19 protein-coding genes are annotated in these 18,980 nt (G+C 53.9%); 6 read left to right on the top strand and 13 right to left on the bottom strand.

Going from position 1 to position 18,980, the window contains the following annotated elements:
• Nucleotides 1-14 precede the first annotated feature (14 nt).
• The 4 genes from ribE to pgpA are packed head-to-tail and all read left to right on the top strand — an operon-like array spanning nt 15 to nt 2,440.
• A complete protein-coding gene (gene ribE / locus GC087_RS17895) occupies nt 15-485 on the top strand; it encodes a 6,7-dimethyl-8-ribityllumazine synthase (protein WP_006117984.1) in 471 nt (156 codons plus the stop codon).
• Between the two features lie 19 nt (nt 486-504).
• Nucleotides 505-924: a transcription antitermination factor NusB gene (gene nusB / locus GC087_RS17890; RefSeq protein WP_006117983.1), complete on the top strand. Its 420-nt coding sequence runs from the start codon at nt 505-507 to the stop codon at nt 922-924.
• A gap of 54 nt (nt 925-978) precedes the next feature.
• Entirely contained in the window at nt 979-1,956 is a 978-nt protein-coding gene (thiL, locus tag GC087_RS17885; protein WP_058701154.1) for a thiamine-phosphate kinase, read from the top strand.
• 25 nt (nt 1,957-1,981) lie between these two features.
• Nucleotides 1,982-2,440 carry a phosphatidylglycerophosphatase A gene (pgpA, locus tag GC087_RS17880; protein ID WP_375093900.1) on the top strand — a complete coding sequence of 153 codons (459 nt, stop codon included), beginning with the start codon at nt 1,982-1,984 and terminating at the stop codon, nt 2,438-2,440.
• 134 nt (nt 2,441-2,574) lie between these two features.
• Here pgpA and GC087_RS17875 read toward each other — a convergent pair whose 3' ends face one another.
• From GC087_RS17875 to xseB, 4 genes are all read right to left on the bottom strand, one after another.
• Nucleotides 2,575-3,549 (bottom strand): aldo/keto reductase, encoded by a 975-nt coding sequence (locus GC087_RS17875; RefSeq protein WP_033738643.1) that lies wholly within the window; start codon nt 3,547-3,549, stop codon nt 2,575-2,577.
• Nucleotides 3,550-3,627: 78 nt separating this feature from the next.
• Complete coding sequence (dxs, locus tag GC087_RS17870; RefSeq protein ID WP_039338477.1) at nt 3,628-5,493, bottom strand: 1-deoxy-D-xylulose-5-phosphate synthase; 1,866 nt, start codon at nt 5,491-5,493, stop codon at nt 3,628-3,630.
• A 19-nt stretch (nt 5,494-5,512) separates the two neighbouring features.
• On the bottom strand, nt 5,513-6,412 hold the full coding sequence (ispA, locus tag GC087_RS17865) for a (2E,6E)-farnesyl diphosphate synthase (RefSeq protein ID WP_033738647.1): 900 nt from the start codon (nt 6,410-6,412) through the stop codon (nt 5,513-5,515).
• On the bottom strand, nt 6,412-6,654 hold the full coding sequence (gene xseB / locus GC087_RS17860) for an exodeoxyribonuclease VII small subunit (protein ID WP_054634405.1): 243 nt from the start codon (nt 6,652-6,654) through the stop codon (nt 6,412-6,414). The genes ispA and xseB overlap by 1 nt, the downstream gene beginning before the upstream one ends.
• A gap of 232 nt (nt 6,655-6,886) precedes the next feature.
• On the opposite strand from xseB, the gene thiI reads away from it, so the two are divergent.
• Complete coding sequence (thiI, locus tag GC087_RS17855; protein WP_039338476.1) at nt 6,887-8,335, top strand: tRNA uracil 4-sulfurtransferase ThiI; 1,449 nt, start codon at nt 6,887-6,889, stop codon at nt 8,333-8,335.
• A 96-nt stretch (nt 8,336-8,431) separates the two neighbouring features.
• On the opposite strand, the gene yajL is transcribed toward thiI, so the two are convergent.
• Both yajL and panE read right to left on the bottom strand, forming a co-directional pair.
• Complete coding sequence (gene yajL / locus GC087_RS17850) at nt 8,432-9,031, bottom strand: protein deglycase YajL (RefSeq protein ID WP_006117973.1); 600 nt, start codon at nt 9,029-9,031, stop codon at nt 8,432-8,434.
• On the bottom strand, nt 8,985-9,905 hold the full coding sequence (gene panE, locus GC087_RS17845) for a 2-dehydropantoate 2-reductase (protein WP_033738652.1): 921 nt from the start codon (nt 9,903-9,905) through the stop codon (nt 8,985-8,987). The genes yajL and panE overlap by 47 nt, the downstream gene beginning before the upstream one ends.
• A 133-nt stretch (nt 9,906-10,038) precedes the next feature.
• Here panE and GC087_RS17840 point away from each other — a divergent pair, with 133 nt between their 5' ends.
• A complete protein-coding gene (locus GC087_RS17840) occupies nt 10,039-10,530 on the top strand; it encodes a YajQ family cyclic di-GMP-binding protein (RefSeq protein WP_006117971.1) in 492 nt (163 codons plus the stop codon).
• 236 nt (nt 10,531-10,766) lie between these two features.
• Here GC087_RS17840 and GC087_RS17835 read toward each other — a convergent pair whose 3' ends face one another.
• The 7 genes from GC087_RS17835 to ampG form a co-directional block, all read right to left on the bottom strand.
• Entirely contained in the window at nt 10,767-12,131 is a 1,365-nt protein-coding gene (locus GC087_RS17835) for an MFS transporter (protein WP_058701153.1), read from the bottom strand.
• A 132-nt stretch (nt 12,132-12,263) separates the two neighbouring features.
• On the bottom strand, nt 12,264-13,151 hold the full coding sequence (gene cyoE, locus GC087_RS17830) for a heme o synthase (RefSeq protein WP_006117969.1): 888 nt from the start codon (nt 13,149-13,151) through the stop codon (nt 12,264-12,266).
• A gap of 12 nt (nt 13,152-13,163) precedes the next feature.
• A complete protein-coding gene (locus GC087_RS17825; protein ID WP_006117967.1) occupies nt 13,164-13,493 on the bottom strand; it encodes a cytochrome o ubiquinol oxidase subunit IV in 330 nt (109 codons plus the stop codon).
• On the bottom strand, nt 13,493-14,104 hold the full coding sequence (locus GC087_RS17820; RefSeq protein WP_006117966.1) for a cytochrome o ubiquinol oxidase subunit III: 612 nt from the start codon (nt 14,102-14,104) through the stop codon (nt 13,493-13,495). The genes GC087_RS17825 and GC087_RS17820 overlap by 1 nt, the downstream gene beginning before the upstream one ends.
• A complete protein-coding gene (cyoB, locus tag GC087_RS17815; protein WP_033738655.1) occupies nt 14,104-16,086 on the bottom strand; it encodes a cytochrome o ubiquinol oxidase subunit I in 1,983 nt (660 codons plus the stop codon). The genes GC087_RS17820 and cyoB overlap by 1 nt, the downstream gene beginning before the upstream one ends.
• A 4-nt stretch (nt 16,087-16,090) precedes the next feature.
• Entirely contained in the window at nt 16,091-17,017 is a 927-nt protein-coding gene (gene cyoA / locus GC087_RS17810; RefSeq protein ID WP_033738657.1) for a cytochrome o ubiquinol oxidase subunit II, read from the bottom strand.
• Nucleotides 17,018-17,463: 446 nt separating this feature from the next.
• Entirely contained in the window at nt 17,464-18,936 is a 1,473-nt protein-coding gene (gene ampG, locus GC087_RS17805) for a muropeptide MFS transporter AmpG (protein WP_324028939.1), read from the bottom strand.
• Nucleotides 18,937-18,980: the final 44 nt, after the last annotated feature.

Here is an 18,980-nt window from a genome sequence, read left to right as displayed (position 1 = left end):
CTGAAAGGATATGTATGAAAGTTATCGAAGCTGCCGTTGCAACGCCAGAGGCAAAAATTGCCATCGTTATCGCGCGTTTTAACAACTTTATCAACGAGAGCCTGTTAGACGGCGCTGTGGATGCCCTGAAGCGTATCGGCCAGGTCAACGATGACAATATCACTGTCGTCTGGGTACCGGGTGCTTACGAACTGCCGCTGGCCGCGCGTGCGCTGGCTAAAACCGGCAAGCACGATGCCGTGATTGCGCTGGGTACCGTGATTCGTGGTGGCACGGCGCACTTCGAATACGTCGCGGGTGAAGCCAGCTCGGGCATTGCCAGTGTTGCCATGGACAGCGATATTCCTGTGGCATTCGGCGTACTGACAACCGAAAATATCGAGCAGGCCATTGAGCGTGCTGGAACCAAAGCGGGTAACAAAGGTGCCGAAGCGGCCCTGACCGCACTTGAAATGATCAACGTATTGAAAGCCATTAAAGCCTGATTTTTGTAAGGGGAATTTTGTGAAACCTGCTGCTCGTCGTCGCGCCCGTGAGTGCGCTGTCCAGGCGCTTTACTCCTGGCAGTTGTCTAACAACGACATTGCCGATGTGGAATACCAGTTTCTGGCGGAACAGGACGTTAAAGACGTCGATATTACTTATTTCCGCGAACTGCTGGCCGGTGTGGCGACCAACAGCGCGTACCTGGATGGATTGATGCAACCCTATCTGTCGCGCCAGTTAGAAGAACTGGGGCAGGTGGAAAAAGCCATTCTGCGTGTGTCGCTGTATGAACTGAGCAAGCGTTCTGATGTGCCTTATAAAGTGGCCATCAACGAAGGTATCGAACTGGCGAAAGTATTTGGCGCTGAAGACAGCCATAAATTTGTCAACGGTGTGCTGGATAAAGCCGGTCCGCAAATTCGACCCCAACGCAAATAATCAATAAGGCCGGCTTGCCGGCCTTTTTCATTAATGGTTAAGCGGAACGCAATTATGTCATGTGGTGAATTTGAACTCATCGCACGCTACTTCAATCGCAGAACGCGTAGCCGCCGTGATGTCGAACTCGGCATCGGCGACGATTGCGCGCTGCTGAGCGTGCCCGAAAAGCAAACGCTGGCGGTCAGCACCGATACGCTGGTTTCCGGTATCCACTTCCTGCCCACGATCCATCCTGCAGATTTAGCCTATAAATCACTGGCGGTGAATCTGAGCGACTTGGCCGCGATGGGTGCCGATCCTGCCTGGCTAACCCTGGCGCTGACCTTGCCGGATGTGAATGAAAGCTGGTTGAGCAGCTTCAGCGAAAGCCTGTTTGACCTGCTGGAATATTACGATATGCAGCTGGTGGGGGGAGACACGACGCGGGGGCCTCTCAGCCTGACGCTGGGTATTCATGGGCTGATTCCTCACGGCAAAGCGTTAAAGCGTTCGGGCGCAAAACCCGGCGACTGGATCTATGTCACCGGTACATTGGGCGACAGCGCGGCCGGGCTGGCGTTGCTGCAGCATCACTGCCGCATTGACGATCCGGCCATTCATGAAGCCCTGATTAAACGTCACCTGCGGCCCATGCCGCGCGTGTTACAGGGGCAGTCACTGCGTTCGCTGGCCTCTTCCGCTATCGATATCTCAGACGGGCTGATTTCTGATATATGTCATGTGCTGAAAGCCAGCGGCTGCGGGGCACGTATCAACCTTGACGCGCTTCCGCTGTCCCCGGCACTGCGTGACAATTTTGATGCGTCACAGGTGCTGCGCTGGGCGCTCAGCGGCGGCGAAGACTATGAACTGTGCTTCAGTGTGCCGGAAGTGAATCGGGGTGCACTGGACGTGGCGCTGGGACATCTTGGCGTGCCTTATACCTGTATTGGGCAGATGGCGCCCGAGTCAGAAGGACTGTCACTGCTCGAAAACGGCAAACCGACAGATATGCGTTTTAAAGGATTCGACCATTTTGACATCAGATAAACATATCGCCAAAGGTCGTCTGCGGATGCGTAATCCCTGGCATTTACTGGCGACCGGTTTTGGCAGTGGGCTCAGCCCGGTTATGCCCGGTACAGTGGGATCGCTGGCCGCCATTCCTTTTTGGTGTCTGCTGACCTTGCTTCCGCACGATCTGTATTCGCTGGTCGTGCTGCTAGGCATCAGCGTGGGCGTGTACCTTTGCCATCGCACCGCCAAAGACATGGGCGTTCACGATCACGGCAGCATTGTCTGGGATGAGTTTATCGGGATGTGGATTACGCTGATGGCCATTCCGGTGAACAGCTGGCAGTGGGTGGTGGCCGGTTTTGTGCTGTTCCGCGTGCTGGATATCTGGAAGCCCTGGCCGATTCGCTGGTTCGACCGTAACGTGCATGGCGGCATGGGCATTATGGTCGATGACATTATTGCGGGCATTATTGCTGCAGCCATCCTTTATGGTGCCGGGGTTTATCTCGCCGGTTAAGCGTTCGTACTGCGGCCCTTATCATCACCGTTTTGCAACCGTAGCCGAAATACGGCGTACGGTTGTCTCATCCTTATCTCTCTCCCGGCCGGGCCGAATGAGCGCGTCACGCCTGTGAACACGCTGCGTTGGTATCACTGATAGCCGGTTGCCGGGTGAGGCTGATATTCACTTTCCAGGGCCGCAATATCCTGCGTTGTCAGGTCAACGTTCACGGCTTCCACCAGCTCAGCAAACTGCTCTGCACGGGAGGCGCCAATGATGGGCGCTGTCACCACCGGTTTGCTCAGTAACCACGCCAGTGCGACCTGCGCTCGCGTTACGCCTTTGTCAGCTGCAACCTGCGCCAGGCGCGCCGCAATCGCCGCATCGTTTTCCTCCGTTGAAGCATAGAGCGTGCTCATCACCTCATCAGAAACGGAGCGGGCGGTGGTTTCGCCCCATGGCCGGGTGAGCTTACCGCGTGCCAGTGGACTCCATGGCAGGACCGCAACATTTTCACGCTGGCACAGCGGGTGCATCTCACGTTCTTCTTCGCGCTGAATCAGGTTGTACTGATCCTGCATGCTGACGAAGCGTGCCCAGCCCTGTTCTGCCTGCATGGTTAAGGCCTGTGCAAACTGACTGGCGTGCATGGATGAGGCGCCGATATAACGTGCTTTGCCGGATTTCACCACCTCATCAAGTGCCGACAGGGTTTCTTCGAGCGGCGTGTCATAGTCCCAGCGGTGAATCTGCAGCAGATCGACATACTCCATGCCCAGCCGTTGCAGGCTGTCGTCAATGGATTGCAGAATGTTTTTACGGGACAGGCCTTGTGACAGATTACTCAGCGGGAAATAGACTTTGGTGGCGACCACGACCTCCTCGCGGCGGGCGAAATCCCTGAGCGCTCGCCCCAGAATCTCTTCACTACTGCCGTCTGAATAGCTGTTAGCGGTGTCGAAGAAATTAATCCCGGCCTCCAGCGCCTGCCTGATAAGCGGTCGGCTGCTCTCTTCGGGCAGTGTCCAGGCATGTTTACCGCGGGTGGGCTCACCAAATGTCATACAGCCCAGGCAGAGCTGGGAAACTTTTAAATCAGTATTCGCGAGTGGAACGGTTTTCATCATGACTCCTGCTATGTCCTTCCAGGGGAATTAAGCATAGCAGGAATACCGCTCTCCGCAGAGAGCGGGGGAGGGGAACTACTGCGCCAGCCAGTGACTGATTTGCTGCTGAATACCGTCTGCGTCCAGGTGGTAGTCGTGACGCATCTCTTCCTGCGTGCCCGGGGGAATGAACTCATCAGGCAGGCCAATATTGAGAACGGGAATGCCCAGACGTTTCGCCATCACGAACTCGTTGACGCCGCTGCCTGCGCCGCCCTTAATCGCGCCTTCTTCCAGCGTAATCAACGACTCATGCTGTGCGGCCAGTTCGGTAATTAACGCTTCATCCAGCGGTTTAACAAAACGCATATCCACCAGGGTGGCGTTCAGCGCTTCGGCAACGTGGCTGGCTTCAGGCAGCAGTGTACCGAAGTTAAGGATCGCCAGCTTTTCGCCCCGACGTTTAACCACACCTTTGCCCAGCGGCAGGCTTTGCAGTGGCGTCAGAGCAACGCCAGTGCCGGTTCCGCGTGGATAACGCACGGCAGCCGGACCCGCCTGATAGTGATAGCCGGTATAAAGCATCTGGCGGCATTCGTCCTCATCGCTCGGCGTCATGATGACCATATCCGGAATGCAGCGCAGATAGGCGAGATCAAAGGCCCCCTGATGCGTCTGGCCGTCGGCCCCAACGATGCCGCCACGGTCAATCGCGAACAGGACCGGAAGCTTCTGAATCGCGACATCGTGAATAACCTGATCGTAGGCGCGCTGCAGGAAGGTCGAGTAAATCGCAACAACCGGTTTATAGCCCCCAATGGCCAGGCCCGCCGCAAAGGTCACGGCGTGCTGTTCGGCAATGGCAACGTCAAAATACTGGTTGGGATACTTGCGGGAGAATCCTACCATACCCGACCCTTCGCGCATGGCGGGCGTAATCGCCATCAGCTTCGCGTCGTCAGCCGCCGTTTCGCACAGCCAGTTACCGAATATCTTCGAATAACTCGGCAATCCTTCGGCGCTCTTAGGCAGTTCGCCGCTGGCGACATCAAATTTGGGCACCGCATGCCAGGCGATCGGATCCTGCTCTGCCGGGGCATAACCTTTACCCTTTTTCGTCATAATATGCAGGAACTGCGGGCCTTTCAGGCTACGCATATTCGTCAGCGTATTCACCAGCGTCAGGACATCATGACCATCGACCGGCCCGATATAATTGAACCCCAGTTCTTCAAACAGGGTGCCCGGCACCACCATGCCTTTCAGGTGTTCTTCGGTGCGTTTTACCAACTCTTTAATCGGCGGCAGGCCGGTCAGTACGCGCTTGCCTCCTTCGCGCAGACGCGCGTAGGTCTTACCCGATAAAATCTGTGCCAGGCGGTTATTCAGCGCCCCGACGTTTTCAGAAATCGACATTTCGTTGTCGTTCAGGATAACCAGCATATCAGGTTTAATATCGCCCGCGTGGTTCATGGCCTCAAAGGCCATGCCTGCGGTGATGGCACCGTCGCCGATAATACAGGCGGTACGGCGCCCTTTACCTTCCCGTTCGGCCGCAGCAGCCATGCCCAGCCCGGCACTGATGGAGGTTGAGGAGTGACCGACGCTCAGGACGTCGTATTCACTTTCTCCCCGCCACGGAAAGGGGTGCACGCCATTCTTTTGCCGAATCGATCCAATGCGATCGCGGCGGCCGGTTAAAATTTTATGCGGATAAGCCTGATGACCGACGTCCCACACGAGGTGGTCGAACGGTGTGTTATAGACGTAATGCAGCGCCACCGTCAGCTCGACCACGCCCAGGCCCGACGCAAAATGGCCGCTTGAGCGGCTCACGCTGTCTAATAAATACTGGCGCAGCTCATTGCAGAGCGCAGGCAATTTTTCTTTAGGCAGGGCACGCAGTGCCTGTACCGTTTCTGCCTGCGCCAGTGTCGGGTATTTTGTAGTATCAAAACTCATCAGTGACTCATCATGGAAGTTATTTATCGCGTTCAATTACGAAGCTCGCCAGCGCCTTCAGGGCAGAGGTATCATAGGATTTTGCAGAGAGCATGTGCAAAGCATCCACGGCTTCCTGGTATAAATCCAGTGCCTTAATCCGGGCATTATCCAGACCCATCAATGAAGGATAGGTGCTTTTTCCAAGATCTTGATCGGCACCTTGACGTTTTCCGATAACGGCTGTGTCGCCCGTCACATCCAGGATGTCATCCTGCACCTGAAAGGCCAGGCCGATGGCATCCGCATAGCGGTCAAGATACGGCAGCGCTTCACGGCCCGCGTCGCCGGCAGCAAAGGCACCGAGTCGCACGGCTGAGCGAATCAACGCCCCCGTTTTGTGACGATGGATCTGTTCCAGTTGATGAAGATCGACAGACTGACCTTCTGCCGCCAGATCCAGCGCCTGCCCGCCGCACATACCCGCTACGCCGCTGGCCCTGGCCAGCTCTGACAGCATAGCGAGGCGGTATTCCGCACTCACGCCCGGCATGGGCTGGTCGGCCAGAATAGAAAAGGCCAGCGTTTGTAGCGCATCACCGGCAAGAATGGCGGTATCTTCACCATATTTGATGTGGCAGGTCGGTTGCCCACGACGTAACGCATCATCGTCCATTGCCGGCAAATCGTCATGAATCAGTGAATAGGCGTGAATACATTCGACAGCCGCTGCAGGCACATCGAGACTGGCTTTATTCGCATTGAGCATGGTGCCGGTTGCGTAAACCAGAAACGGGCGCATGCGTTTGCCACCTAATAGTGCCCCATACTGCATGGCATTCACCAGAGGAGAACTCTGAAAAGGGAGGGCATCCAGGTAGCCCATCAACGCGTGGTTCACCTGCTGGTGATACGCATTGAGCAGTTCAGGAAAATCCATTAGCTGTTTTCCGGCGTGAAAGAGGAGAGATCGGCATCGTTATCGTCGCTGAGGAGAATGCGCACGCGCTGCTCGGCTTGCTGCAACGTTTGCTGGCCATTGCGCGCTAACTGCACGCCGCGCTCAAATTCATTCAGGGCGTCTTCCAACGGCAGTTCACCACTTTCCAGACGATTAACAATCTGCTCCAGCTGCTGCAATGACGTTTCAAAGCTGGCTGGCTGTTCGGCTTTTTTCGGCATATTTCGTGTCGACTCACGGTTGGAACGTTATCTTGCAATCGGTCATGGTAGCTGAGAGAGAATGATTAGCAAAATAATCAATGTGCATGCTGTTGCAGAAGCAGTCACCGGGTAAAGGTGATATACTCTCGCGCCTCGGATGCGGATGCGCCTGTCACCCCGCAATTTTATGATCTTACCAGCTAAGTGCAGCCTGTTTTAGCACTTATTTGCCCAACGAAGCTGTATTGCCATGAAGTTTATCGTCAAGTTATTTCCTGAAATCACCATCAAGAGTCAGTCGGTGCGTCTGCGCTTTATTAAGATTCTTGCCAGTAATATCCGCAACGTGCTCAAAACGGTCAGCGATGAGATCGCGGTGGTGCGTTTTTGGGATCATATTGAAGTGCGCTGCAAAGATGAAGCCATGCGGCAGATTATTCCCGATGAGCTGATGCGCATCCCGGGTATTCATCATGTCCTTGCGGTTGAAGAGCGCGAATATACCGACATCCACGATATTTTCGAACAGACGCTGGCACAGTATCGCGACAGCCTGGAAAACAAAACCTTTTGCGTGCGGGTTAAGCGCCGTGGCAAACACAGCTTCAGTTCGCAGGACGTCGAGCGCTATGTTGGCGGCGGGCTAAATCAGCACATCGCCAGCGCCACCGTTCAGCTTAAGAAACCTGAGGTGACGGTTAACCTCGAAGTGGAAGAAAACCGCTTAACGCTGGTCACCGCACGCTATGAAGGGCTGGGCGGCTTCCCGATTGGTACCCAGGAAGATGTGCTGTCGCTGATCTCAGGTGGATTTGACTCCGGCGTTTCCAGCTACATGCTGATGCGTCGTGGCAGCCGCGTTCACTACTGCTTCTTTAACCTGGGCGGCGCGGCACATGAAATCGGCGTACGTCAGGTCGCCCATTATCTGTGGAACCGCTTTGGCCGTTCGCACCGTGTACGTTTTGTGGCAATCAACTTTGAGCCAGTTGTCGGCGAAATTTTAGAAAAAATCGACGACGGTCAAATGGGCGTGGTGCTGAAACGTATGATGGTCCGTGCAGCCTCAATGGTGGCGGAACGTTATGGCGTACAGGCCCTGGTCACAGGCGAAGCGGTGGGGCAGGTCTCCAGCCAGACGCTGACCAATCTGCGACTGATCGACAATGCCTCCGATACGTTGATTTTGCGTCCGCTGATTTCTCACGACAAAGAGCACATTATTAAAGTGGCGCGTGAAATCGGCACCGAAGACTTTGCCAGCACCATGCCGGAATATTGTGGCGTGATTTCGAAAAGCCCGACGGTCAAAGCGGTAAAAGGCAAAATCGAAGCCGAAGAAAGCCAGTTTGATTTCGCGATTCTGGAACGTATGGTGGCCGAGGCGACCAATGTGGATATTCGCGAAATCGCGGAGCAGACGCAGGAAGAGGTGGTTGAGGTTGAGACGGTCGGCTTGCTGAACGAAAACGACAGTGTGCTGGATATCCGCTCGGTGGATGAGCAGGAAGACAAACCGCTACAGCTGGCGGGAACGGAGGTGAAGTCGATGCCTTTCTACAAACTCAGTACGCAGTTTGGCGACCTTGATCAGAACAAAACCTGGCTGTTGTACTGCGATCGCGGTGTGATGAGTAAATTACAGGCGCTCTATCTGCATGAGCAGGGATTTAAAAACGTGAAGGTATATCGTCCGTAATCCGCATAGCGGTCACTGACCGCTTCTCCCTGTGCTCGCCTTGCATACCAGGGCAAGACGAGCACAGAGCGTCCGGCAGGCGTCTGAACCGGCGACTTAACTGGCCTGATAGTCGTAAATACCCGGCGCCAGCACCAGTTGTGCCGCGACCTCACGTGCTTTATCACTGCCTGCTAGCAAATCAATTAATTTCAGCGCAAAATCCATCGCCGTGCCCGGTCCCTGACTGGTGAGCAAATTGACTCGCGGATCCCAGACGACACGACGTTCCATCCATTTCTCTTCCGGTATGGTGGACTTTAAACCGGGGAACCCTGTCATATTGCCGACCGGAAACAGGTTATGCGGCACCAGTACCGTGCCAGCGGCTGCGCAGATGGCCGCAACAATACGTCCTGACAAATGAAACTGGCGTACGGTTTCAACCAACAGCGGACTGTCACGAAATGTCTCGGCTCCTTTTAGTCCGCCGGGCAGGACAATGGCATCGTAGGCGTTGTCCGCCACCTCGACCAGCGGGACGTCGGCCAGCAGGCGAACGCCGCGCGAACAGACGATTTCACGGCAGCCATCGCTTTCCACGCTGGCGGTCACCGTCTTTATCCCGCCACGGACCAGCAGATCGAGTGTGGTAACGGCTTCCGTCTCTTCACTGCCATGAGCCAGACAGACCAGTACCGAGGCGTTCGCGCCCATAATAAGACTCCTTGCGTTTAATCATGTCGTACAGCCGGGTGTTTTCAGGTAACACTAAGCCGTGAGTGCGTGCGCGACGCAGCAGAAAGCCGGTGATGTATTCAATTTCCGTCAGTCGCTGAGCGCGTATATCCTGCAGCATTGATGAAGTGTTGGCGGCGGTCGTCTCAATCACATTCAGCACCTGATCCTGCAGGCTCTGGCTGGCCACGGACTGGCCTTCACGCTCCATAACCCAACTGATTTCGTCACATAAGGTGATGATGTCGGCCTGATGCTGACGCAGTGCGCCATTCTGACAGTCGTAAACCACGCTGAGTGGGTTGATCACACAGTTTACCGCCAGCTTACGCCAGCAGGCCGCCCGGATATTGTCATGCCAGGCGACATCGGGCAGCGCTTCGTGCAGCACATCGGCGACCTCACTCCAGTGCTCGCTTTTACGGTTGCCGGGACCAATATGGGTGACGCCCGTGGCGACGTGCTTAATGACCGTGCCATCCCGCATTGCGGCGTGCGTGGTGATACCGCGTAACAGCGGCTGCGTCAGACCTTTTAATTCGCCAAGCGTGCCCATGCCATTGTGCAACAACAAAACCGGGCAGTTTTCTGACATCACGCTTTCCAGATTTTTTACGGCCGTTGATACCTGCGGGGCTTTCAGCGTCACCAACAGCAGCTGGCTCTGCGCCAAAAACAGCGGATCGTTGGCAATGAAGGTCCGGTTCGTCACGCGCCCCAGCGGATCGATTACATTTGCTGAGCAGTAGGGCTGAGGTACGCGTAACCAGCCCTGGACATCGTGCCCGCAATGGGCAAGAGCGGTGAGCCACACCTGGCCCAATGCGCCACATCCTAATACGGTTATTTTCATGCTGCCTCCCGCTCGCGGGCTTATTATTTATGCGCTGTGGCAATGAGTTAAGTATAGCGCTACACAGTGCGATTTTATTTAGTGCCGTAAGACGCGTATTATGCATGCCAGTTTAGCCTCAGGAGAAGAAGAGATGCCATCTTTCGATATCGTTTCAGAAGTCGACATGCAGGAAGTTCGCAACGCAGTAGAGAATGCTAACCGTGAACTGTCGACACGTTTTGATTTTCGCAACGTCACTGCCAGTTACGAACTCAATGAAAAAAATGAAACCATTAAGGTCATCAGTGAATCGGATTTTCAGGTAAAGCAGCTGGTGGATATCCTGCGCGAGAAAATGCTCAAGCGCGGTATTGAAGGCGCGGCGCTGGAAGTACCAGAAGAGATTGAACACAGCGGCAAAAGCTGGAGCGTGGATGCCAAAATGAAAAAAGGCATTGAAAGCGACGTCGCGAAAAAGCTGGTGAAGCTGATTAAAGACAGCAAGCTGAAAGTGCAGACGCAGATTCAGGGCGAATCTCTGCGCGTAACGGGTAAGTCTCGTGATGATTTACAGGGCGCAATGGCGCTGGTGCGTAATGGCAACCTGGGCCAGCCTTTCCAGTTCAAAAACTTCCGCGATTAATCCCTCCACTCAGCACGTGAGCACAGGATGCCCTCTGAGGCATCCTGTCGGGTTGGCAGCCTGACTGTGACACAGTCTGGCTGTCACTGATCCCCTTCCGCGACAGCAACGCTTTTGCCCTGCAAGGTGCTGATGTCCGTGACGTAAATTGCGTGACCAGAGGGACGCATTTTGCGCGGGGATAAACGGGAGGAACCGGGTTTGTCAAAGACAACAAACCCGGTGAGGGCAGGGGATTAGCCACCGCCGATAAGGGCTTCAAGCTCCGGTCGGCTGGTGATCTTACTGTCGATCTTAATGTAAGCGCTTTTTTCTTCCGGTACGATCAGCACCGCGTTCACTCCAGGCTGGGCCTTCAGGCGCTTCTCCAGATTCGGTACTGCCAGCGCCGCATCACTCAGCACAATGCGCAGACTGCTGACGTAGGGCGGTTCCTGCATGGTCATACTGACGAACAGCCAGATTGCCGCCACAATCGCTCCCACCATAAACACAGTTTGCGCATCAAAATGACCTAACACCCAACCGCCCAGGCTTCCGCCGATCGCAACGCCCAGAAACTGGCTGGTGGAGTAAAGCCCCATTGCTGTCCCTTTGTAACCGGCAGGCGATTCCTTACTGACCAGGGAAGGCAGGATGGCTTCCATCAGGTTAAAGGCGAGGAAGAAGAGCTGTACGCCGAGCACCAGCGTCCAGAAATGGCCCTGCGCTCCCCATAAAACAATTTCTGCGATGACCATCATGCCGACACAGCCGACAAAGACGCGCTTCATTTTGCGCTTCACTTCCGCATAAATGATAAAAGGCACGACGCCCGCAAAGGCGATCAGCATGGTCGTTAAATAGACCTTCCAGTGTTCTGATGGCGGTAAGCCCGCCTGTTCAAACTGGTCGGGCAGCGCAACAAAGCTCGACATCAACAGGATATGCAAAAAGAAGATGCCAAGATTCAGTTTTACCAGGCGCGGGTTGGCCAGCACTTTTTTAAAGCTGCCGCGCACCATGCCCGACTCACGGTTCAGGACATGCTGAGTGGAGGAGGGGACCACCCAAAGCGTAATGAGAATACCCAGCGTCGCCAGCGTTGCGATCATCCAGAACAGCGCATGCAGGCCCAGCGCGTGGGTCACAATCGGTCCCACCACCATCGCAATCGCAAAGGTAACGCCAAAACTGATGCCAATAAACGCCATCGCTTTGGTGCGGTTCTGTTCACGCGTTAAATCCGACAGCAGCGCCATCACGGCGGCCGCAATCGCGCCCGAACCCTGCAACGCCCGGCCAAGGATGATGCCCCAAATGGATTCCGTGCTGGCGGCAATCACGCTGCCAAGGACAAACAGCAGCAGGCCGCCCACAATCAGAGGCTTGCGTCCAATACGATCGGACAGCAGGCCAAAGGGGATCTGGAAAATGGCCTGAGCCAGGCCATAAATGCCAATGGCCAGACCGATTAAGGTTTCACTCGCTCCCTGGAGCGCCATGCCATAGGTGGTCAATACCGGCAGGACCATAAACATTCCCAGCATACGCAGGGAAAAGACCGTGCCAAGGCCCCATGTGGCGCGCAGCTCCACCGGAGTCATTTTGTTATCGTTCATTCCTACCTCTGTTGATGTGCTGCATTTATTTTAGGGAGGGAGAGTGGAAGGGTAAAACAATAGTTCTTAAGCAGTCGTAACAAAAAGAAAGGGCGCGAAAATCGCGCCCGTTTCATGCTGTTTTGGTACACATCAGCGCACGTAAGTCAGCAAATCTTTTGACGCAGGCGTCATGAAATCCACTGACATCATCACGCTCAGCGCGGTGATGGCGACGATGGAGAAGACAAACAGCTTACGTGCCCAAACCCGATCGTTTGAGGTTTTATAACCTGACAGCGCCATGCCCAGCCACCAGACGCTGACGGCAGCGGCAACGACCAGATACTTATAGCCTGCATAGCCACCCAGCGTCAGCATCAGCGTGGCAATCATAAACGCCAGGATATAAAGCGTAATATGATTTTTTGCTACGGAGATGCCTTTCACAACCGGTAAGACCGGGATGTTGGCAGCCTGGTAATCCTTAAAGCGGAAGATAGCAATCGCATAGGAGTGCGGCATCTGCCACAGGCTAAAAATCGCCAGCAGGATCAGGGCGCCCGCATCAAACTCATTGGTCACGGCACAGTAGCCAATCACCGGCGGCGCAGCGCCAGACAAGCTACCAATCAGCGTACCGTAAACCGAATGACGCTTCATATACAGGCTGTAAACGCCAACGTATACCACGAAGCCCATCACCGCCAGCCACATGGCCAGCGGGTTAGCACCGAAATACAGCAGTGCAAAGCCAGCAATACCCAACACAGTGGCATACACCAGGCTTACTTTCGCGGAGATAAGGCCTTTAACCAGCACCCGATTCCTGGTTCTCTCCATCTTGATGTCGATATCGCGGTCAATCACGTTGTTGAAGACACAACCTGACGCAACCACCAGCGACACGCCAACCAGTGAGGTGAGAAACAGGGCGTAATCAATGCTGCCCTTAGAGGCCAGCAAAAATCCGCCAATCACAGAAATTAAATTCCCGAAAATAATTCCTGGCTTTGTAACTTGCAGGTATTGCTTAAACATTACACAGACTCTTTAGTGGGGCATCATGTTGTAGTTGAGGTTCCACATGATCCACAGTGAGCCAACCACAACAATCAGGATAATGATTGCTGAGAAGACAATGGCCACCATGTTCCAGCCGCCCTCAGATTTGCTGTCCAGATGCAGGAAGTAAACCAGGTGAACCAGCACCTGAACGACTGCACAGACCAGCACAACGCCGAGGATGGTTCCATGAGAAGCACTACCATCCATTACCATCCAGAACGGGATTGCCGTCAGGATGATAGAGAGGATGAAGCCGATCATGTAAGACTTCACGCTACCGTGTGATGCACCATGTTCGTTAACAGAATGACTCATTACATGGCTCCCATCAGATAAACAACGGTAAACACGCAGATCCAAACCACGTCCAGGAAGTGCCAGAACAGGCTCAGACACATGATACGGGTACGGTTAGTGGCGTTCAGACCGCGTTTCGCGATCTGGAACATCAGCACGGCCATCCAGATCAGACCCGAGGTCACGTGCAGACCGTGCGTACCGACCAGTGTAAAGAAGCCGGACAGGAAGCCACTACGGTTTGGACCGAAGCCTTCAGCAATCAGGTGATGGAATTCATAGATTTCCATCCCGATAAAGCCCGCACCAAACAGGAAGGTCAACGCCAGCCAGCCGATAACGGCGCCTTTGTTTTCCTTGTTCATGGCGATAACAGCCATGCCGTAGGTGATGGAGCTTAATAACAGCAGGGCGGTTTCAACCAGCACGAACGGCAGTTCAAAGATATCTTTGCCTGCCGGGCCGCCGGCGGTGTTGTTAACCATAACTGCATAGGTCGCAAACAGGGTTGCAAAGATAATGCAGTCACTCATCAGGTAGATCCAGAAGCCAAAGACTTTATTGGCTCCTGCATCGTGATGCCCATGCTCCGCATGGGCGTCGTGGTGGTGTTTTACGGTAGTTGACATTATTTCAGACCTGCTTTGCTGATTTCGTCAAAGTGCTGCTTTTCAATCTTCTCTACTTCGGCAACAGGGACGTAGTAGTCCACGTCTTCGTCGAAGCTCTTCACGATCCAGCTTACGATCATGCCGAGGAAAGTAAGACCTGCCAGCCACCAGATATGCCAGATCATCGCAAAACCGAAGATGGTCGCAAACGCGGCAATAACAATCGCAGCACCGCTGTTTTTCGGCATATGAATTTCTTCATATTTAGCCGGCTGCTTGTACGCTTCGCCTTTCTCTTTCATTTCCCAGAAAGCGTCACGCTCATGCACATGCGGGATAACAGCAAAGTTATAGAACGGCGGTGGTGAAGAGGTTGCCCACTCCAGCGTACGGCCACCCCACGGATCGCCAGTCAGGTCACGGTTCTGGTCGCGGTCACGTACAGACACGTAGAACATGATCAGCTGACAAATAATACCGCAGGCAATCAGACCCGCACCTACCGCTGCAACAACCAGCAGAGAGTGGAACTGAGGATCGATATCCTGGCTCAGACGACGGGTCATTCCCATGAAGCCCAGTGCGTACAGCGGCATAAAGGCAACGAAGAAGCCGATGATCCAGAACCAGAAAGCACGTTTGCCCCAGGTTTCGTTCAGGGTAAAGCCGAAGGCTTTCGGGAACCAGTAGGTCACACCCGCCATACAACCGAATACCACACCACCGATAATCACGTTATGGAAGTGCGCAATCAGGAACAGACTGTTGTGCAGGACAAAGTCAGCGCCCGGAACGGCCAGCAGAACACCGGTCATACCACCCACAGAGAAGGTGACCAGGAAGCCTACGGTCCACAGCATCGCAGAGTGCATCTGAATGCGACCCTGATACATGGTGAACAGCCAGTTAAAGATTTTAACCCCGGTCGGAATCGCGATGATCATCGTCATGATACCGAAGAAGGCGTTAACGTTGGCACCGGCACCCATGGTGAAGAAGTGGTGCAGCCAGACGATGAACGACAACACGGTAATGGCGATGGTCGCCCAGACCAGTGAGGTATAACCAAACAGACGTTTTTTCGAGAAGGTGGCCGTAACTTCAGAGAAGACACCAAACACCGGCAGAACAAGAATGTACACCTCTGGGTGACCCCAGACCCAGATCAGGTTGACGTACATCATCATGTTACCGCCCATATCATTAGTAAAGAAATGGAAGTCGAGGTAACGATCAAGTGTCAACAGCGCCAGAGTCACGGTCAGAACCGGGAACGCAGCGATGATCAGGACGTTGGTGCACAGCGCAGCCCAGGTAAAGACGGGCATTTTGAACAGGTCCATGCCCGGCGCACGCATCTTCAGAATGGTCACGAAGAAGTTAATACCGGTCAGGGTTGTACCAATACCGGAAAGCTGGAGACTCCAGATCCAGTAATCCACCCCCACGCCGGGACTGTATTCTGCCCCCGACAGCGGTGGATAGGCCAGCCAGCCAGTTTGCGCGAATTCGCCGACACCCAGAGACAGGTTAACCAGAATTACACCGATTGCGGTAAACCAGAAGCTCAGGTTGTTCAGGAACGGGAAGGCAACGTCACGCGCACCGATTTGCAACGGTACGGCAATGTTCATCAGGCCCACCACGAATGGCATCGCCACGAAGAAGATCATGATTACGCCGTGAGCGGTAAAGATCTGGTCGTAGTGATGAGGGGGCAATATGCCTGCTTCCCCGGAGGAAGCCAGAACCTGTTGGGTACGCATCATCACGGCGTCAGCAAAGCCGCGCAGCAGCATGACGAACGCCATGATGATATACATGATACCCAGTTTTTTATGGTCGATTGACGTCAGCCATTCAGACCACAGATATTTCCACTTACCAAAGTAGGTGATGGCAGAGACGATCGCCAGACCTGCAATGATGATGCCGGCAACCGTAACCATGATAATCGGTTCATGGTAGGGCACTGCATCCAGAGTTAATTTTCCGAACATCGTATTATTCCTCGGCTCCCGCGGTAGCGGTGTGACTCATGTCCATGCCTTTGTGTTCAGACATGTCCATTTTCCCGTGGCTATTCATGAACTTGTTAATGACCTGCAAGAACAGTTCAGGATTAGCTGAAGAGAAATATTCCACCGGGTGATTTTCGCTTGGCACAGCCACTTTCTCGAAATCATCCATCGTCATCAGCGTGTTAGGTGCCGCTTTTACTTTGGCAACCCACTGCTGGAACTCCGCATCGTCTTTGGTTGCAATGGCTTTGAACTTCATGCCAGAGAAACCGCGACCACTGAAGTTGGCGGAAATACCGTCGAAAGTTCCTGGCTCGTTGGCAATCAGGTGCAGTTTGGTCTGCATGCCCGCCATCGCGTAGATCTGGCTACCGAGCGTAGGAATAAAGAAGGAGTTCATGACGGAGTTGGAGGTGATTTTGAAGTTAACCGGAGTGTTTGCCGGGAAGGCAATCTGGTTAACTGTCGCAATACCTTGTTCTGGATAAATGAATAACCATTTCCAGTCCAGAGCAACGACGTCAATTTCAACCGGTTTCACGTCAGAGGCCAGGGGTTTGCTTGGCTCCAGCGCATGGGTTGATTTCCAGGTCAGTACACCAAGGAAAACGATGATCAGGATCGGAATGGTCCAGACCACAGCTTCCACTTTATTGGAGTGTGACCAGTTAGGACTGTACTTAGCATTCGTGTTCGACGCCCGATATTTCCAGGCAAACACGACGGCCATTAAGACTGCAGGAATCACGACGATCATCATCAGACCAAAAGCGGTCAGTATCAGCGAACGTTGCTCCAGCGCAATCTGTCCTTTGGGATTTAACAATGCATTATCGCAGCCACTCATTAATAAAGTGCCTGCGATTAATGACAAAATCCCCAAACTTTTATTGTATTTACTGAGTCTCATTTAACGACCTCAATGACAAAGGGCTCTATTGTCGTTTAAGTGTGCGCGCATTTTACGGGAAGGTTTATGCAGTGTAAACCAGCTTAAGGATGTGTCAGAACCATGTTGACACCTTTTGCTAAGGGTGTCACAGATGTTGTTCTCGGTGACAAATTATTAACGTGGACAAGCAGTTGGCAGTAATATAACAAAAAGAGATGGATGCGGGGTTAAACAAAAGTAGGAAAGGAATAACCCTGACTTTTAATACTCAATTATTTAACAATATTGCATCATTTTTTCTCTAATTTTTAACTTAATTAATTGCGTACCGGATTTAAATATCTTGCCCGAAGCGCGCACATGATAAAAATATTTTTTGTAAATTGACACGCAAAGACAAATTAGGTGCGCTTAACCAATTGGCTGAAATGGCACCTGCGACTGGGCGATTATGAGGCAAAAGGTCAATTCCCGGCCTTTCTCAATGCGCGATAATCCAGCACCACACCGGACAGCACACCGCAAAGCGCCAGCGCCATACCGGCTTCAAACAGCGGAGCCAGCCACGCCGAAAGCGTGAGCATACCCGTTGCATTCAGCGCCAGCGACAGAAGCCATAGCGCCAGTAACCCGCATCCGCCTGCAAACAGCCGTTTCGTCCAGCGGTAGCCTGCGGAAAAATGGCGGCGCGGCAAAAACTGGCCAGTTTTTTGGGTAAAGTCCAGTATACCGCGACAAAAAGCCAGCAGGGCCAGGCCCGGCAGACCGGCGAAAACGGTAAAGGCGTAGAACGTTGGCCAGCCCCAGATCTCGACCAGATAACCGGCTGCAGGTCCCACGTAAACCCGGCCTACCGCTGAAAGCGCAGACAGCAGGGCGAACTGCGTCGCCGAGAAGGACTTATTACACAGCGTCATCAGCAGCGCGACAAACGCAGCGGTTCCCATTCCGCCACACAGGTTCTCAATAAAGACCGCGCTCGCCATGCTCCAGAGGTGTTTGTCGGTGACCGCCAGCAGCCAGTAGCCGAAATTCGACACCGCCTGGAGCAGGCCAAAAATCATTAACGCGCGAAACAGGCTCAGACGCTGCATCAGCATGCCGCCATAAAGCGCGCCAATGATGGTTGCCAGCAAGCCCAGCGTTTTGTTTACCAGCCCGACGTCGCCCGGATTAAATCCCACGCCGCGAATCAAAAAGGTGGTGGTGAGAGAGGCGGCAAATGCATCGCCGAGCTTGTAAAGAATGATGAGCGTGATCAGCAGCCAGGCGTTGTTGCGATTAAAAAAATCGTGCAGAGGATCGACAACCGCCTGACGTAGCGTACGCGGCGCGGCCTGCGCGTTGTCCGGCTCTTTGGCAAGACAGGTTGCGATAAGGCAGGGCAGCAGGAGCAGGGCCATGAGCCAGTAAGTCGCCTCCCAGCCGAGATAGCGATCGGCCAGCCACAGCGCCAGACCGCCCGATATCAACATTGCCAGGCGATAGCCTAACACCGTGATGGCAGCGCCACTTCCGCGTTCTTCCGGCGGCAACACATCCGTTTTCCAGGCATCGAAGACGATATCCTGTGACGCAGAACAGAATGCAATCAGTACCGCCAGTGCCGCCATCAGGGTTAAATCCCGGCTGGGCTGCAAAAAGCCCATTGCCACAATGCTGGCCACCAGTGCCAGTTGCGTAATGAGCAACCAGCCTCTGCGCCGACCGAGAAGCGGCGGCGTGAAGCGATCCATCATGGGGGACCAGAGAAACTTAAACACATAGGCCTGGCCCACCAGTGAAAAGAATCCGATGGTTTTCAAATCGATATTATCAACCGTCATCCACGCCTGCAGCGTCCCGCTGGTTAAGGCCAGAGGCAAACCTGATGCGAATCCCAGAAGGAGTAAAATGGCTGCATTTTTTTGGCGGAAGACACGGAAGTAGTGATTCATACTGACCTTGAAAAGTGCCCGGCCGGGTGCCGGGCAAAAGACCT

It is taken from the genome of Pantoea sp. JZ2, from assembly GCF_035191405.1.
Taxonomy (GTDB): Bacteria; Pseudomonadota; Gammaproteobacteria; order Enterobacterales; family Enterobacteriaceae; genus Pantoea; species Pantoea stewartii.
This window is presented reverse-complemented; position numbering and strand designations above follow the sequence as displayed.

What these genes read in the sequence shown, in the direction of transcription:
- ribE (WP_006117984.1), top strand. Translation starts at nt 15, where the DNA reads ATGAAAGTTATCGAAGCTGCCGTTGCAACGCCAGAGGCAAAAATTGCC.
- thiL (WP_058701154.1), top strand. Translation starts at nt 979, where the DNA reads ATGTCATGTGGTGAATTTGAACTCATCGCACGCTACTTCAATCGCAGA.
- pgpA (WP_375093900.1), top strand. Translation starts at nt 1,982, where the DNA reads ATGCGTAATCCCTGGCATTTACTGGCGACCGGTTTTGGCAGTGGGCTC.
- GC087_RS17875 (WP_033738643.1), bottom strand. Translation starts at nt 3,549, where the DNA reads ATGAAAACCGTTCCACTCGCGAATACTGATTTAAAAGTTTCCCAGCTC.
- dxs (WP_039338477.1), bottom strand. Translation starts at nt 5,493, where the DNA reads ATGAGTTTTGATACTACAAAATACCCGACACTGGCGCAGGCAGAAACG.
- ispA (WP_033738647.1), bottom strand. Translation starts at nt 6,412, where the DNA reads ATGGATTTTCCTGAACTGCTCAATGCGTATCACCAGCAGGTGAACCAC.
- xseB (WP_054634405.1), bottom strand. Translation starts at nt 6,654, where the DNA reads ATGCCGAAAAAAGCCGAACAGCCAGCCAGCTTTGAAACGTCATTGCAG.
- thiI (WP_039338476.1), top strand. Translation starts at nt 6,887, where the DNA reads ATGAAGTTTATCGTCAAGTTATTTCCTGAAATCACCATCAAGAGTCAG.
- yajL (WP_006117973.1), bottom strand. Translation starts at nt 9,031, where the DNA reads ATGGGCGCGAACGCCTCGGTACTGGTCTGTCTGGCTCATGGCAGTGAA.
- panE (WP_033738652.1), bottom strand. Translation starts at nt 9,905, where the DNA reads ATGAAAATAACCGTATTAGGATGTGGCGCATTGGGCCAGGTGTGGCTC.
- GC087_RS17840 (WP_006117971.1), top strand. Translation starts at nt 10,039, where the DNA reads ATGCCATCTTTCGATATCGTTTCAGAAGTCGACATGCAGGAAGTTCGC.
- GC087_RS17835 (WP_058701153.1), bottom strand. Translation starts at nt 12,131, where the DNA reads ATGAACGATAACAAAATGACTCCGGTGGAGCTGCGCGCCACATGGGGC.
- cyoE (WP_006117969.1), bottom strand. Translation starts at nt 13,151, where the DNA reads ATGTTTAAGCAATACCTGCAAGTTACAAAGCCAGGAATTATTTTCGGG.
- GC087_RS17825 (WP_006117967.1), bottom strand. Translation starts at nt 13,493, where the DNA reads ATGAGTCATTCTGTTAACGAACATGGTGCATCACACGGTAGCGTGAAG.
- GC087_RS17820 (WP_006117966.1), bottom strand. Translation starts at nt 14,104, where the DNA reads ATGTCAACTACCGTAAAACACCACCACGACGCCCATGCGGAGCATGGG.
- cyoB (WP_033738655.1), bottom strand. Translation starts at nt 16,086, where the DNA reads ATGTTCGGAAAATTAACTCTGGATGCAGTGCCCTACCATGAACCGATT.
- cyoA (WP_033738657.1), bottom strand. Translation starts at nt 17,017, where the DNA reads ATGAGACTCAGTAAATACAATAAAAGTTTGGGGATTTTGTCATTAATC.
- ampG (WP_324028939.1), bottom strand. Translation starts at nt 18,936, where the DNA reads ATGAATCACTACTTCCGTGTCTTCCGCCAAAAAAATGCAGCCATTTTA.